The 15,688-nt window shown below is 58.7% G+C and carries 11 protein-coding genes; 4 read left to right on the top strand and 7 right to left on the bottom strand.

Annotated elements, in window-relative coordinates; genetic code table 11:
* Positions 1-9: 9 nt before the first annotated feature.
* Positions 10-3,138: a malto-oligosyltrehalose synthase gene (treY, locus tag M9Q49_RS12840; RefSeq protein ID WP_254509146.1), complete on the bottom strand. Its 3,129-nt coding sequence runs from the start codon at positions 3,136-3,138 to the stop codon at positions 10-12.
* A gap of 250 nt (positions 3,139-3,388) precedes the next feature.
* Between treY and M9Q49_RS12835 the strand changes: the two genes are divergently transcribed.
* Both M9Q49_RS12835 and M9Q49_RS12830 read left to right on the top strand, forming a co-directional pair.
* On the top strand, positions 3,389-4,189 hold the full coding sequence (locus tag M9Q49_RS12835) for a BtpA/SgcQ family protein (protein WP_254509145.1): 801 nt from the start codon (positions 3,389-3,391) through the stop codon (positions 4,187-4,189).
* An 84-nt stretch (positions 4,190-4,273) separates the two neighbouring features.
* The gene (locus M9Q49_RS12830; RefSeq protein WP_254509144.1) at positions 4,274-5,095 is read left to right on the top strand and encodes a ThuA domain-containing protein; all 822 of its coding nucleotides are present in this window, start codon (positions 4,274-4,276) and stop codon (positions 5,093-5,095) included.
* A 55-nt stretch (positions 5,096-5,150) separates the two neighbouring features.
* Here the strand turns inward: M9Q49_RS12830 and M9Q49_RS12825 are convergent, their stop codons facing one another.
* The 6 genes from M9Q49_RS12825 to M9Q49_RS12800 form a co-directional block, all read right to left on the bottom strand.
* The gene (locus tag M9Q49_RS12825) at positions 5,151-6,413 is read right to left on the bottom strand and encodes an SMI1/KNR4 family protein (RefSeq protein ID WP_254509143.1); all 1,263 of its coding nucleotides are present in this window, start codon (positions 6,411-6,413) and stop codon (positions 5,151-5,153) included.
* Between the two features lie 23 nt (positions 6,414-6,436).
* The gene (locus tag M9Q49_RS12820) at positions 6,437-7,909 is read right to left on the bottom strand and encodes a Gfo/Idh/MocA family protein (RefSeq protein ID WP_254509142.1); all 1,473 of its coding nucleotides are present in this window, start codon (positions 7,907-7,909) and stop codon (positions 6,437-6,439) included.
* 63 nt (positions 7,910-7,972) lie between these two features.
* Positions 7,973-8,944 (bottom strand): aldo/keto reductase, encoded by a 972-nt coding sequence (locus M9Q49_RS12815; protein WP_254509141.1) that lies wholly within the window; start codon positions 8,942-8,944, stop codon positions 7,973-7,975.
* A 54-nt stretch (positions 8,945-8,998) separates the two neighbouring features.
* Positions 8,999-9,532 carry a molybdopterin-dependent oxidoreductase gene (locus M9Q49_RS12810; RefSeq protein ID WP_254509140.1) on the bottom strand — a complete coding sequence of 178 codons (534 nt, stop codon included), beginning with the start codon at positions 9,530-9,532 and terminating at the stop codon, positions 8,999-9,001.
* Positions 9,533-9,629: 97 nt separating this feature from the next.
* Positions 9,630-10,796, bottom strand: a complete 1,167-nt coding sequence (gene dinB, locus M9Q49_RS12805) for a DNA polymerase IV (RefSeq protein ID WP_254509139.1) — start codon at positions 10,794-10,796, stop codon at positions 9,630-9,632.
* A gap of 152 nt (positions 10,797-10,948) precedes the next feature.
* Positions 10,949-12,232 carry a hypothetical protein gene (locus tag M9Q49_RS12800; protein ID WP_254509138.1) on the bottom strand — a complete coding sequence of 428 codons (1,284 nt, stop codon included), beginning with the start codon at positions 12,230-12,232 and terminating at the stop codon, positions 10,949-10,951.
* A gap of 379 nt (positions 12,233-12,611) precedes the next feature.
* Here M9Q49_RS12800 and M9Q49_RS12795 point away from each other — a divergent pair, with 379 nt between their 5' ends.
* Positions 12,612-13,472, top strand: a complete 861-nt coding sequence (locus M9Q49_RS12795; RefSeq protein WP_254509137.1) for a sugar phosphate isomerase/epimerase family protein — start codon at positions 12,612-12,614, stop codon at positions 13,470-13,472.
* 18 nt (positions 13,473-13,490) lie between these two features.
* Entirely contained in the window at positions 13,491-15,344 is a 1,854-nt protein-coding gene (locus M9Q49_RS12790) for a hypothetical protein (protein ID WP_254509136.1), read from the top strand.
* Positions 15,345-15,688: the final 344 nt, after the last annotated feature.

Here is a 15,688-nt window from a genome sequence, read left to right as displayed (position 1 = left end):
TCATGGATGTCAACTCGTCGCCCGTAGCCACAATGATACCGGAAAATGCCCCAGTGCCTGACCGGCGTGCAACCGATCCGAAGTCAATTCATGCGTTTGATTCGTCAGCACTTCGGTCCAACCGCTGCCGCGCAGTTCTTCAGGCAACAGCACAGCAGCATTCAACCACACGCTTTCACCTACTGGAGGCTGACCGCCGGGAACCAAACTCGCCACGAGCCGAGGCACAATGACGATGGCTTGTTGGCCCTCATGGATTCGCGCGAAGGCAAACACATGCTCGGCCTGCGAGCCGGTCACTTCCAGCGGCAGGTATTTGCCGACTGTGAAGAGTCCGGGGCAATCACGCCGAACCTGCAGTGCTTGCTGATGCAAAAACATCTTGCAGTTGCCATCGATGGCACGTTCCACAAGGTTCTTCAGCAGGGCAGTTCGGCCTGGATCCGCTGCGCGTCGCTCCAGCGTTTTCAATTGCTGATCGAGCGCCGCAAAATCCACGGGTCGGCGATTATCGGGATCGACGAGACGAAGGCTCCACACCTCCGTGCCGGGATAAGTATCAGGCGCACCGGGGCACGTCAATTTCAACAGCGTCTGCGACAGCGAGTTCCACCAACCCCAACGCATCGCCAGATCGGCAAAAGGTTCGAAATCAACGCGAAATGCGCTCGCTGGCTCGGTCGAAAGGATCGCCCGAATAAAATCGTGCGTCGCCCGCTCGTAGGCATCGTTAGGAGAAATCCAACTCGACTTTTCCTTACCTTCTCGCAAGGCTTTCGTCATGTACTCGCACAAACGGCCGATGTACTCCTCGAGTGCCGCGCCAGTCGGAGGCGTCGTTGGCCAGGTGCCGAGCAATGTTTGATACAGCAGGTATTCGTCGTTGCGAGTCGGGGCGAGTTCGCCATCGACCTTGGTCTTCTTCCGCTTGTTCCAGCGCGTCCAACGTACTCCGCAATCTTTCCACTGCTCGGGAATTTCCGAAAGTGTATTGATGCGGGCGCGAACGTCTTCGCTCCGCTTGGTATCGTGCGTCGAGAGCGAAATGAGCGAGTGAGGATAACGGTTCTGCCGTTCGACATTCTGTTGATGGAAGGCCGCAGGGGTGATGCCGAAGCGACTCGGATCGCCGCCGACTTCGTTGAGCGAAACGAGTCGCGCGTAGCGATAGAAAGCCGTGTCCTCGACGGCCTTCGCCATCATCGGGCCGGTGAATTGTTGAAAACGGCCGACGAACTGCAAGCGAAGTTGTTTTTCCTTTTCACTTGCGCGATCGAGATTCTTCATCAGCAGCAAATCGCGGATGAAATCGTAAACTTCGGGGCTGACCGCGGGATTCCTTCGCTTCGCGCGAGCCACCGCTTGCTCGATGTAGCCGCGATCACGGTCGGGAACTTGCTCGCCGGCGATGTAGGTGCGGTAGACCGGAAAACAGGCCACGATCTCACGTAGCGCGAGCGTCAGGCCGTTGAGCGTGAAGTCGTGGCTCCAGCGCTGGCACTCCGAGATGCGATCGAGCTGATGACCCAGCGCGTGCGACTCGCTGGCCATCGAAACCCGCATGATCAGCCGTTTGCAGCGATAGACCATTTCCTCGTAGTGAACCTTTTCGCCGATGAACTTCTCATAGATCGCGGTGATGGCTTTCTCATGACGCGTGTCGACAAACAGGCTGTTCACATCAGCGAGAAAGTCGTAACCCGAGGTTCCCGCCACGGGCCAATCAAGCGGCAGTTTTTCCTTAGGCTCGAGAATCTTCTCGACGACCACATACAGCGACTTCGCTTCTTCACTGGCCTTGCGCGTGAGATATTTGTTGGTGATTTCCGAACGCAACCGCGGCACGAAAGATTCCCACGGCAGGGCATCGGCTGTGTCCGCTGTCTGCCGCTGATATTCGGCGCGACAGAATTGCAACCAGCGCTCGACCTGCAAATTCCGTAGATAACCTGCTGGGTCGTATAAACCGTCGGCGTGATCGATCCGCAAGCCGTCGAGTTGTCCGGCCTCGAGCAACTGCAGCACGAACGCGTGTGACTGCGCGAAGACGGCAGGCTGTTCCATGCACAGCGCAGCCAGGCCGTTCACATCGAAGAACCGCCGGTAGTTGATTTCGTCCGATGCTACCCGCCAATGTGACAAGCGATAGGCTTGATCGTCCAGCAGCTTTTCGAGCAGATCGAAACTGCGTGGATCGCCGGCGACACCGTTGAACAGCTGTACGTTCTGCTGGATAAACTCCAACACCGCCGGCGATTGCTCGCACAGAGTTCGCAGGCGGCGTTTGATGATTTCTTTCTCACGATCGCGCTCCGTCCGCTGCGCGAGATCGGTCGTTTCCAGCGGCGGCAGGTTTTTCAGCGCGGTGAGAATGCTCTGATACTCGAGCACGTCGAGACTCTCTGCACCGAGCGCCGCCGTAAGCTGCTCCAAGCGATGGCTGAGAACTTGCGAATAGGACCGCGGCGCGATGGGGAACTTCCGCTCGTAATACGCCAACGTGAACGCGCCGTCGGCAAACTCCAATTTCAATTCCTGATTTTCCAGCACGCGGCCAAACTGACCGCCGAGCACCGGCAGCAGCACTTTGTTGATGAGGTCCGATTTCAGCGGCGACCAATCGATATCGAAATGCCCTGAGTACTGCGAACTCGGGCCGTTCTCGAGCACGTCCTGCCACCAGGCGTTGTCGTTGCTGGCGACCCCCATGTGATTCGGCACAAAATCGAGAATGTGTCCCAAGCCGTGATGCCGCAGCGTGCCTACGAACTTTTCGAAATCCTGCTGATTGCCGACCTCGGGATTCAGTTGGCTGTGGTCGACGACGTCGTAACCATGCTCGCTTCCCGCGACTGCTTTCAAATAAGGCGAGGCGTAACAATGACTAATGCCGAGTCGAGCGAGATAAGGCACGATGGCCGTGGCATCGGCGAAGCGGAATTTATGGTGGAGTTGCAAACGATAGGTCGCGGCAGGCTGCTGCTGGCGGTTGACCTGCTGCTGCGCCGCACTGAGCACGACGGTGACGAGCGCACCTGCCGCATCGCTCACTTCAGGTTCGTTCGAGGCAGATGTTACCTGGGGAGCAGAATTCTCTGGGGACGGAGAAGGCAACTCCGCAACGGGCAGGTTGGTCATTGCGAAACCTTCCATAACGACTCGTTCCATTTGAAATTCAAAAACATCGTAGCGCGCAAACTGGGCGGCCCGGGGCATCTGCAACCGGTATGCCGCGACAGCTGTCAATTTGACGCTGTCGTCGTAACTGCCGCGATCGCGGCTGTTTAGCAGACCGAAAAAATTAGCGTCCGCCGGTGAGTGACTCGACGACGACCACGCGCTGACCGCTGGCATTACAATGGGAGCACACGAACTTGCGAGAAAATGAATGCCGCTCTCTGCTTGGAAACACCTGCCGCTGCCGGTCATCGGCATGGTTCATCTGCCGCCGCTTCCGGGTGCGCCGCGCAACGAATTGCCGCTCACTAAGATTCTCGACCTCGCGCTGAGGGATGCGGAAGCGCTACTCACAGGCGGCGTTCCCGGGCTGATGATCGAGAATTTCGGCGACACGCCGTTCTATCCCGGGCCGAATCCACCGGCCACAGTCGCGCAGTTGACTTGGCTGTTTGCCAAGATCAAAGAGCTCGCAGGGCCTGCGATTCCCTGCGGAGTGAATGTGTTGCGTAACGACGGCGTTTCGGCGCTCGCCGTTGCAGCCGCGGCTGGTGGCGAATTTATTCGGGTGAACGTTCTCAGCGGCGCCCGCGTGACCGATCAGGGAATCATTCAAGGCGGCGCGCATGAGGTATTGCGCGAACGTCGCCGCTTGAACGCCGGGCAGGTACAGATCTGGGCCGATGTCGATGTGAAACACTCGGTGCCCCTCGCGCCGCGGCCGATCACCGACGAAGTGGCCGACCTTGTCCACCGCGCGCATTCCGACGCAGTGATCGTCACCGGCCGTAGCACCGGCGCAGCGATCGAACGCGAGGATCTCGAGCAAGTGAAGTCCGCCGCCGAAGGTTGTCCCGTTATTCTCGGCAGCGGTGTCAACGCGGCGACGATTTCTTCCATGCGCGGAATTGCTTCGGCCGCGATCGTGGGTTCGGCGCTCAAGGTCGATGGTCGCGCGACGAGTCCGGTGGATCCGCGGCGCGTGGCTGAACTGATGCAGGCGCTGAGCTAGGCCTGTCTTGCGCGTTCGCCGAGTGTACATTACGGCAATCGTCGTATTGCAATTCGCTCTCTGTCTTCATCCGAGTCTGCGCAAATGAAATTCACCTCTTCGTTGCTTCGATCGTTGTGCCTTGCTGCGGCGCTGGCAAGTTTTCTGGCAGGGCAATTCGGTTCGCCGGTTTGCGCGCAAGACGCGAAGCCCATTCGCGTGCTCATGGTCACCGGCGGTTGCTGCCATGACTATGAGGCGCAGAAGTTGATTCTTTCCGAAGGACTGACTGCTCGGGCCAATGTGGAGTGGAAGATCGTACATGAGGGGAAGGATCGCACCGACAAGGTTAGCATTTATGCCAATGCGGATTGGGCCAAAGGCTTTGATGTAATTCTGCACAACGAGTGCTATGGCGCCATCGAAGACGTCGAGTACGTAGAACGCATTGCCAAGCCGCACTTCGAAGGTGTGCCCGCTGTGATGCTGCATTGCTCGACGCACAGCTATCGCGCGGCGAAAACCGACGAATGGCGGCAAGCGATCGGTCAGACTTCGATGAGCCATGAGAAGTCGCGCGACCTGACCATCAAAGTCCTCGCCGCCGACCATCCGGTGATGAAGGGCTTTCCCGATGGCTGGGTGAGCCCGATGGATGAACTCTACAAGAACGAAAAGCTTTGGCCGAATCTGATTCCGCTTGCTAAGTCCTATGGCGAAGACACGAAGAAAGATCACGTGGTGATCTGGACCAACACCTACGGCAAGGGAAAAGTCTTCGGCACGACGCTGGGTCACGGCAACGCGACGATGCGCGATCCTGTTTATCTCGACCTCGTCGCCCGCGGTTTGCTGTGGGCTTGCGATAAGCTCGATGAAAACGGCAAGCCCAAAGAGGGTTACGGGGCAGTGAAAGCGACAAAGTAAACGTTAATGCATCGCGTCGATCCTGGCCTGACTGCTTGTGAGCAACTTCGATCAATCAGGATGGAAATGCAAATACTTGTCGGATCAGATCCGCATGCGCAGCGCGCTCGGTGGCAATTTCAGGATCGTCAAGGTGCGAGGTAATTCGCTGGGATATCCATGAGTGGGCCATAATCGCTGTGTGCGCAATGTCATGCAGCGGGCCCTGCGTCTTGCTGAAGTTAGCCGAGTCGCGGATGGCCCCCGTAAAGCGTTCAACGGCCGCAGCGTATTCAGGATCTGCCAAGGGGTTCTCTGCATTCGGATTGCCGACGAAATTAAGGACGTTGCCAAGCATCAATTCCACTGGCGGAAACTGCTGCTGAATTTGCTTGCCTGAGTCGCCTTCTGATAGCCATTTCTGGGCTTCGCGCAGTTCGCTCTCCGTCGCTTCGCCGCGCGTGTAGCGTTCCGCCACCTCCAAAGCTCGCTGAGTCCACGTACCCAAGCGATCCCACAATCGCCGGCAGCAGGCGCACGCATAGACGCGCAGTCGCGATTGGTGCAGCGCGCCGCGCTCCTCAAGCCAATCGATCATCCGTTCTGGGGCGACGCACTGCTGCCACTCTTTGAGCGTCATGGCGTGCCCAGGCTTTACGAGGTCTGCTCTCGCTACTCCCATGAGCAGAGACCTGACCGCCTCGCGGCCGATCGAAAATGCCGCAGGAGCAAACTGCTGCTCGGGCCGGCAAAAATTCATAATGAATTCGACCCCCAAGTAACCGACATCTTCCCAGCGGCGCAGAAACGTATCCAAATTGGGCGCGATGATGGCGCTGCCACCATCGTGGCATAAGAATACGACCGGCGGGTCGTCGGTGTCGTCGCGCACGTATAGTCCGACATGATCGCCGTTGCCGGCAGGAATCAACGGAAAGGAGTGCAGCCAGAGGCGAGCGTCGCGAGGGTATTCCTCTCCAAATCCTTCTGACCAACTCACTAGGTCGTGGGTCAATCTGCAAACATCCTCGGCAGGAGTGAACTCGGGACCACCCCAAACGTGCGTCGATGACCAATTCGAGAATGCCACTTCGATCTGAGAGCGGAATGCTGCCGGTGCATCCCACGAGTAAGTGCCGCGCGCGTGCCGCGAACCTTGCATCCAAAACTGCTTGAGCGAAGTGGGGATGCGGAGCCGCGATGCGTTCTGCAGCGACGCAAGTTCGCTCAGTTCCACTGGCGGGGCGATATTCAACTCAATTTGAATATCGCCCGGCAAACCGCGCATCGCGTCGAGGAAGGAGGCGGAATCCGATAACCAGCGCGCGTAGTCTAGCATGATGCACTCGCCACAACTTCGAGCTACACCCGCGGCAAGTCATATCCCTTCCGATACTCGCGCGTAAACAACTTGTTCGCCGCGTCGTCGGTCGACAATTCCGTCTTCGGATCGATGACCAGCTCTTGGCCGAGCGCGAACGGTGTCTTCGTGACGTCGATGTTGTGTTCCTTCAGGTGCTCTTCGAAGCTGGTGAGTGTTTTCACCACGTGCTTGTCTTCGGCGAGCATGCTGGGGCGAGTGCCGAGGGGCACTGCTTTGCCGAGTTGCCATGAGACGTTGCCGAGGTGGGCCAGAGCGCTCGACAGGTGGCCGTCTTCGATGTCGAGATGCAAGTCCTTGTGGTTGCGGCTGCGGATCGCTTTCACGAAGTTGGCGAAGTGGGCCTGGTAGCTGCCGCCGCTCCATTTGCCGAGCTCTTTGCCGTCGTAATCGAAGGCGACTCCCGAAGTGTAGTTGGGACCAACCGCATAGCCCTCGGTGCCGTACCAAATGTTCGCGGCGCCTTTGAACGGCCCGCCGCCGGGCAAGCCGAATGTTACTGGCGATTTGATCGGGAGGCCGCGGACGTCGGAGATCAGCAGCGCGTCGTCCCATTGAAAGATGGTGACCTGGCTGTTGGCGACGTCGCCGTTGTCGATGTAACCGAGCCGGCCGCCGAGGCTGACGACACGTTTGGGCAACTCTTGTTTGCCGAGACCCCAGCGGGCTTTGTCGAGTTCATGCGGGTTTTGATTGCCGAGGTCGCCGTTGCCGGTCGCACGCACCCAGTGCCAGTCGTAGTGCAGCTTCTTCCGCTTCGGCACAACATGTGGCGCGGGGCCGCACCACAGATCGAAATCCATTCCCTTGGGAATCGGCGCTTCGGTATCGACCAGACCGATGCTGTCGCGCTGGCGATAACAAATGGCGTGAGCGGCAGTCACTTTGCCGAGTTTGCCGCTGTGGACGAACTCCAGCGTCTGCCGCATGCCCGTCATGCTGCGACTCTGCACGCCCATCTGGCAAATGCGGCCGAGCTTACGAGCCCACTGCGTGATCACGCGGCCTTCTTGCACGTTGTGGCTGCAGGGCTTTTCAACGTACACATCCTTGCCGGCCTGCATCGCCCAAATGGCCATCAGTGCGTGCCAGTGATTCGGCGTAGCGATCGAAACGGCATCGATGGTCTTGTCTTCGAGCAGCTTGCGAATGTCCTGCACATACTTCGGCGGGTTCTTCAGGTCCTTGAATTGCCCTTCGCGCCGGCCGAACGCGCCGGGATCAGCATCGCAAATCGCCACCAGATCGACATCGGGATTCTTGACCCATTCGCCGATGTGGCCGCCGCCCTGACCGTTCACGCCGATGACCGCGACCCGCAGTTTGTCGTTCGGACCGACCTTGGCGGCGGAAGACTCTTCTTGAGCGAAGGCATTCTTGGCCGCGCCGGTCGCCAGGGCAGCGGTAGCGGCCAGGATGGCGTTTTCAACAAAGTCACGACGTGAAAGTTTCATCGGAATAGCTTCCTGAGAGAGGTGAATGGTTGCCGCTATCTTAATGCCGCCTGCGGGCGCTAACTACTGCGACCACGCCGTCGGCTGACGGTCCCAACGATGCTCGGCGAGTTGGCCGAGCAGTTGCGCATCGAGCGCGCCGGCGTCGCTAGTGGCCATGTTGGCTGCGACGTTCTTCAGCGATCGCATGCCAGGGATGATGGTGCTGACCGTTGGTTCGGAAAGAATGAACCGGAGGGCCATCTCTGCCATCGTCATGTTTGCCGGAACGAGTGGACGCAGCGCCTCGGCGTGATCGACACTGGAGTTCAGGTTTTCCGGCACGAAGTAGCTGCTGCGCCAATCGTCAGCTGGCCAGGTCGATTGCTTCGTCAAAGTTCCCGTCAGCGTGCCTTCGTCAAACGGCACGCGTGCGATCACACCGACGTCGTGCTCGCGACAAGCAGGAAAGAGTTCATCGACGGGGTTCTGATCGAAGATGTTGTAGATCACCTGCACGCAGTCGATCAGCCCGCTCTTCACCGCAGCCACGCCATTCCAGGGTTCCCAGCGGTTCTGACTAATGCCGATCGCGTGAAAGAGCCCCTGCGATTTCAGGTCGGACAACTTGTGATACCAACGGTCGTCCTGCAACCAGCTGTCTTCCCAAGTGTGAAATTGCATCAAGTCGAACGACGGCAGGCCGGCGTTCTTCAAACTATCGGTGACATACTTTTCGATGTGCTCAGGCGGGAAGCAATCCTCCAACGTAAACTCGCGCCGGCTGGGCCATTTCCAGTTCTTCGGCGGAATCTTGGTCGCCGTATAAAGTTTGCGATCGGGAAAGTCGCGCACGAGCTGACCGAGAATCGCTTCGCTCTTGCCGGCGCCATATCCCCAGGCTGTGTCGAAAAAATTGCAGCCGAGCTCCACGGAGTAACGCAGCGCGCGATTCACCTCGTCCAGGTCGGAACCTGTCCAGCCGGCCATCCCCCACATGCCATAGCCGATTTCGCTCACTTGCCAGTTAGTCCGACCTAGTCGACGAAACTTCATGATTGCCATTTCTATTTCAAAGGTGCTGTGTGCGCGAGAGAACTATATCGCTTGCTACTTGGCGGCGTCTTTAGGTGCTGTCGGGATCAGCGGCAGTTCCTGCAGATTCACCAGCCGAATGGTGCGGACCATCCGAATCCAGCGGATCTGCCGCTTATCACCGGGAATCACCAGACGGAAAGGGCCTTCCTTCTCGCTCAAAGGTTTGCCGTCACGCTGATCCGCGACCAGCACGACTTGCTCCGTGGTGCCAGGGTCGATCTCGAGCAGCGTAATCGGAATGCGATAGCCATCGCTGGCCTCGAGCACGACCACTGTGGCCGCTCCCTTTCCCTTTAGCTCTTTGCCGAACACCACGCCTGCCGATTGCAGCAGGTCGGCGAGTGTGACTCCCTCGAACTCGGTTTCGGCATTGGCGTAGTCGGTGGCTTTGACTTTCCGACGCGCGAGCTTGCCGAACTCCGTAGCGGTGACGGACTGTTTTTTGCCGGCTTGGTCGATAATGACGAGCGCCGGTTCGTCGGCGACGAAGTGTGTCTGCAACGTGGGATTTACCGCCACGGCCCACAGCAAACAAAGCCACGTCATAGCGATTTTCTCCGGCAAACTTTCACGCGACACGATGCTGACATCGCCAGTCAGAATAGTGACTTTTCAACGGCTGACCAAGGAGTGAGCCGTCAGCCTACTGTGGCCGGTTCGCATTTCGCCCGCGACGCAACGATTGCTTGCCGAAGCGAGCCACGATTTGATCGGCCACCTGATCGAGTTGCCGTTGCTTGTCGCGGTTGTCTTCGCCGAATAAGTCTTGCTGCCGGGGCGCTGCAGCTTCTCCGATGCCATGCACGCCGAAGCCGAGCAGGCGGATCGGCGGATGCTGGCCGGCGATCTTGTCGGCGAACAAGGTTTTCGCAGCGTCCCAAAGTTCGCTGGTAATGTTGGTCGCCGCGCGCAGGGTGAACGAACGAGTGAGCGTCTGAAAGTCGGCATGGCGAATCTTGATTTCGATGGTGCGTCCCTTCAAATCATGGCTACGCAGGCGGCGGGCCACTTGATCGACCAGCTCCGCCAGCCAATCCTGCAGCACTTCGTCGTCCTGAATATCTTCCGCAAAAGTCGTCTCATTCGAGATCGACTTCGCTTCGCGATCGGGCACCACGGCGCGCTCATCCAGGCCTTGCGCAAGACGCCAGTAGTGCTCACCCGCGCTGCCGATGATGGCGGTCAGTTCTTTGACGGATAACTTGCGCAACTGGTCGATGGTTTGCAGGCCGAGGCGGGCAAACGTTCCCTGCGTTACTTTGCCGACGCCCCACAAGCGGCTCACCGGTAGCGGATCGAGAAAAGATTGGACCTGGTCTGGCTCAACTACGACAAATGCGTCGGGCTTTCGCAAATCGCTGGCGATCTTGGCGAGGAACTTATTCGGCGCCACGCCGATCGAGGCGACCAGCCGCAGCTCGTCGCGAATCTGCGTCTTGATCATCTTGCCAATCTTTGCTGCCGAGCCGAACAACGACAGGCTGCCGCGGACATCGAGAAAAGCTTCGTCGAGCGACAACGGCTCGATGATGGGCGTATAGCGGGCAAAGATCTCGCGGATCTGCCGCGACACCGCCGCATAGAAATCAATCCGCGGCCGAATGACGACGGCTTGCGGACACAGCCGATAAGCTCGCGCCGAAGCCATGGCGCTGTGCACGCCGTACTTGCGAGCTTCGTAGTTGGCAGCCGCCACCACACCGCGGCCCGCGGCAGCGCCGCCCACGATCACCGGCTGGCCGACGAGTCGCGGATCTTCACGTTCTTCAACCGACGCATAGAAAGCGTCCATGTCAACGTGCAGAATCACGCCTCGGCCTCACTGTTTGACGATAGGTTCACGACCGGCATTTTACACGTTGCCAGCGAGCATCAGTGGCAAGAAACAAAAACACCCCGCGAGTTGATTCGCGGGGCGTTTGAGATTCGCAATTCAGTTAGCAGTGTTTACCAGCGGCAAGCTTACCACAGGTATTCGAGGCTGGCCGTATAACCGTACCAGAGGACATCGCCGTTTTCGTGAGCGACATTCTGGCGAACCGGAGCCGGCCCTGGCAGGAAGATGTTCGGCGGGTTCGGGTTGAAGTTTTCGGCGGCGAGTGCAGCACCGTCAAGGTACAACGCTTGGATGCCGGCCTTGAACGTCCAGTGGTAGTTGATGCGGTAGGTCGCATAAGCGGCCAGATCACCGAGGAAGGCGACATCGCCCACCTTCAGGCTGTCGTTGAACCGCGTCACGCCACCGGGATCGACCACAGCGATGGTGTTGTTGATATTGGAATGTTGGCCGAGCAAGGCGAACTTGCCTTCGCCACCAATTCGCAAACCAGGGAGCAAGCAGATCCAGACGTCGCCGCCGATTTGCATGCCGGGCATCGCGTTGTTGACGTTGACGTTCGAGCGGGTGAAGGTGTCATCCACGCCGTTGGCGTCGGTATCGACGGCCGTGCGGTAGTTGAAGTCTTCGTCGAGCTGGAAGTAGCGGAAGCCGTACAACCACGAGCCTTGGTACCGGCAGTTGGGCGATTGCCAACGTTGGCGGTAGTTCACTTCGTAGTTGTTGAACGTGCTGAAGTAGCGGATCGATGCCAAGTCGGCTCCATCGACTTCCGGAAAACCACCGGCTGGATTCGTACCGAACTGGCTGTACGGTGAGAACAGGTTGCCGTTGCTTTGCACCTGGGCAAACGACGTCCAGCCGAAGAGGCCGTAGTAGGTGAACTCGACGTCGCTGCCGGGACCCCATTGAATCATCGAGGTCAGCTTGAAGCTGGTCGAGTAATTGAAATTGAGATCGTCGGTGTCGAGCACGACGTTGTTCACGCCGGGATTTTCCGAGGCAAACGGTATGTTGAAGCCCGTGTTATCACGCTTCAGCACCATCACGCCGACATCGATGTCGAACCACCGTGGCGCGGCACATCCGCCATCGCCGTAGGGAGCGAGGATGCCCAGGATGTCGCCGAGCAGGCCGTTGCACATGCGGCCGCCATCCGGACCACAGTCCATACCAGGCCCGCCGTCGGCGGGACCTGACATGCCCATGCCGCCCATCGAGTCGGGGTCGTACATGCCGGGGCTAGGCCCCATCATGCCTGGACCCATGCCGGGTCCGCCCGGACCCATCATGCCCGGCGGCGGACCGCCTGGACCAGGCGGCATACCTTGGGCGTGCGCGCTCGAGTCGCTCAGCAACATGGTGAAAATCGATAGCACGGGCAACATCCACGCCCAGCGACAGTTCATCGGCGAATCTCCGCGGCTCATAGGATTTTCCTAGTGCCTGACCACGTTCTGACTCACGGGCGATGGCCCGCGCGTCACGCGTCGTCGAGTCTTTTGTGCTTGCATTTGCTCCGCCCAGATTTCGCTCATCGGCAACGTCAGCCAATGCCGCGCAATCTCGGCTCGGAATCTCCTATCGGTTCGGCACAACGCGTAAAACCAGAACTTCCGCTACAATCGTCATTTTTCCCCAAAGAGAGAACGTCGCCGCAATTTGCCAGCACCACCAAAATCTCTTACTCGCTCGCCGCGGCCCGCTAGCACTGATTGAGAACCACCGCCGTGCAACCCATAATGCGGCGGTTCATTCCCTTTCCAATCAGTCACAAGGCCAACATCCATGTCCCTCTCCCGCCGACGCTTTCTCGCCATCTCTGCCGCTGCTGCGGCCGGAGCTACCTGGTTCGACGTCCCGCAAGTCCTCGCCAAGGCCAATCTGCTGGCCGATGATCCGTGGGGCGGTTTTCCGCTCGGTGCGCAGAGCTACTCGCTGCGTGACTTCGACGTCGTCGCCGCCGTCCGGCACTTGCAAGGCATGGGTCTGCACTACGCCGAGTTCTTCAACAAGCATCTCGATGCCAAAGCCACCGACGAAAAAATCGCCGAGACGCAAAAGCTCCTCAAAGATGCCGACATCAAGCTCTCGGGCCACGGCGTGCATGGCTTTGGCAAGGATCACGAAGCCAACCGCAAGCTGTTCGACTTTGCCAAGAAGATCGGCGTCCGTGTGATTACGGCCAATCCCACGCCCGACTCGTACGACAGCCTCGACAAGCTCGTCGCCGAGTACGATATCCGCATCGCCATTCACAATCACGGCCCGGGCGCGCTGTTCGACAAGCTCGAAAGCGTCAAGAAAGCCGTCGAAGGTCGCCACAAGAACTTCGGCTCGTGCGTCGACTGCGGCCACTTCATTCGCAGCGGCGAAGATCCGGTGAAGTGCGTTCTCGAGCTCGGCGATCGCGTGTTCGGTGTGCACATCAAGGACGAAAAAGAGTCGAACACGCCGAAGTCGAGCAACGTCGTCATCGGCAAGGGGCACCTCGATGTGGTCGGCCTGTTCAAGGCGCTAAAGAAGATCAAATTCCCCGCCGATGGTTCGTTGGCCCTCGAATACGAAGCCAATCCGAAAGATCCGATCAGCGACATGAAGCAGTGCCTGGATGTCGCCAAGGAAGCGATCGCCAAAGCGAATGCGTAACATGCTAAATAGGAACGTATGACTTCCGCGCTCCAACTCGGCCCGCACATCACGCTCGTTCCGGTTTTGCACGGCAGTGGCGATTTCGCCATTGCCGTCCGTCGGCTGATGCTCGAACAAAAGTTCGATTGCCTCGTGGTTCCGCTCCCGCCGTCGTTCCAGGACGGCGTGGAAACCGCGATCGACCGCTTGCCGGTTCCGGGGGCGATCTTTCAACCGGCGCTCTCTAATTTTCTCAGCAACGACGCCGGTGAAGACGAAGACCGCTGCAGCTTCGTGCCGATCGATCCCTGTCAGCCGGTGATTTCCGCGCTCCGTTCGGCCATCTCCAAAAATCTGCCGCGGGCCTTCATTGATCTCGAGACGAATATCTTTGAGCCGCCGACGGCGGTTCTGCCTGATCCGTATGCACTGAAAAAAGTCTCGCTCGAGCAATTCGCCGCCGCGACCTTACCGATCACACGGCCGCCCCAATCGGAACAGCATCAGGCTCGCATCGTGCATATGGCCGCCCGCTTGCACGAACTGACTCGCAGGCACAAAAGAATTCTGGCCCTGTGCGCGCTTACCGATTGGCCTTGGATCCGCGATGCTTTTAATGAACGCACCGAGCCCATCGCCGAGGACGAAAACGTCAGCGAAGCCGAGAGCTACTCGGTCAATGCGCCGACGCTCCTCTTTATGCTCGGCGAACTGCCGTTCATCACCTCGCTTTACGAACGAGCGCGCGCCGAACTCGAAGATGATGAAAACCTCTCGATCGACGGCATCAAAGAGTTGCTCCTCGTCGCCCGCGATCGCTATCGCGCCGACTTCGGCAAACGGAGCCGCCGTATCACGCCCAATTTGCTGCGGCAGTGCTTGAAGTATCTCCGTAATCTCTCGTTGATCGGCGGTCGTCTCACTCCCAGCCTGTACGACATCGTAGTCGGCGCGCAGCAAACCTGCGGTGATGCCTTTGCCGTACATGTTGCCGAAACGGCCCGCGATTATGACTTCACCAGTCCCACGCTCGATCCGCAAGTCACCTTCGGCATCGAAAACGCGCGGCTGCCGAACGGCGATATCGTCGCGCTCGATAATCGCCTCGGTGGTCAGCCGCTGACCTGGCACACGCTGCAATTGCAACGCAAACCGAAGAAGCCCGAAAAGGACAAGTGGCAACTTCGCTGGAATCCGTACTCGCAGTGCAGCTGGCCGCCGGAAGACGAACAGATCGAAACCTTCCGTGCGCATCTGTTCGATCGCGCCCGCGCGGTGATGGGGGCCGATCTGGCTCGCACCGAACCGTTTACCACGAGCATCATGGACGGCGTCGACATTCGCGACACGCTGCGGCATTGGTACGAGGAAAAGATCTTCGTCAAGATCTTGCCTCCGGCTCGTGGCCGACTCGATACCTGCGTGATGCTCTTCGATGCTCCCGCCGATCCGCGCGATTATCCTTGGCGGTCGACTTGGTTTGCAGAGCACAACGAGGAATCGACGTTAGCCTTTTTCGCCTCCGACTTCAGCAAGGAAATGGTCGGCCCTGGCATCGCGCTCGCCACCTACGGCGGCTCACTGATGATCTTCCCGCCGATTCACATTCCCGACATTTGGACGAACCCCGAACTCGACTTTACCGAAACGCTCGAAGAACGCCTCCTCGCCGCGGCCTGCCTCCATAGCAGTTGTCCGCAAATCGCACTTCTTTCCGCTGCTCCACCTGGCGCCGGTTGGCGACGTCTTGGTCAGCGCTACGGGAAAAAATTTGTACATCTGCCCCTCGGCCAATTCAGCGACGCCACCATCCAGCAACTCCGCATGGTGCACGTTCTCAACGGCAAACAAGTCCGCAGCTACGCCGAACATTTCATCCGTAAGGCGTGACCGACCAAGAAGCGGCGATCAACCCCGCTCGTCATCACAGCGCGCCGCAGGCGTCGGTTTTTATAACAGGTTATTACATTTTCATTTCTACGTAACGCGATACTGTTCAACAGGTTGCGACGAATTATTGTGGTTTGGCTATAACCTTTTATAACACCTGCTAACGGGTGGGTTATCGGTTGCTTTAAAGTCGTCCGCCTCGCGACAAAATGACACATCCCATTCGGCCGCAGATTGGCGGGTTGCCCCGTCTTGCCCGGGTTGTTTGTTCCCGCTTATCTTGCCTGTAAGACACAGCGGAGCTGAAAGAGTCGCAGCGGAGCTGAACATCGAGATGCGCCTGA

The sequence above is a fragment of the Anatilimnocola floriformis genome (assembly GCF_024256385.1).
GTDB lineage: Bacteria > Planctomycetota > Planctomycetia > Pirellulales > Pirellulaceae > Anatilimnocola > Anatilimnocola floriformis.
Note: the sequence above shows the minus strand (reverse complement) of the source record. Positions and strands in the feature narration are given on the sequence as shown.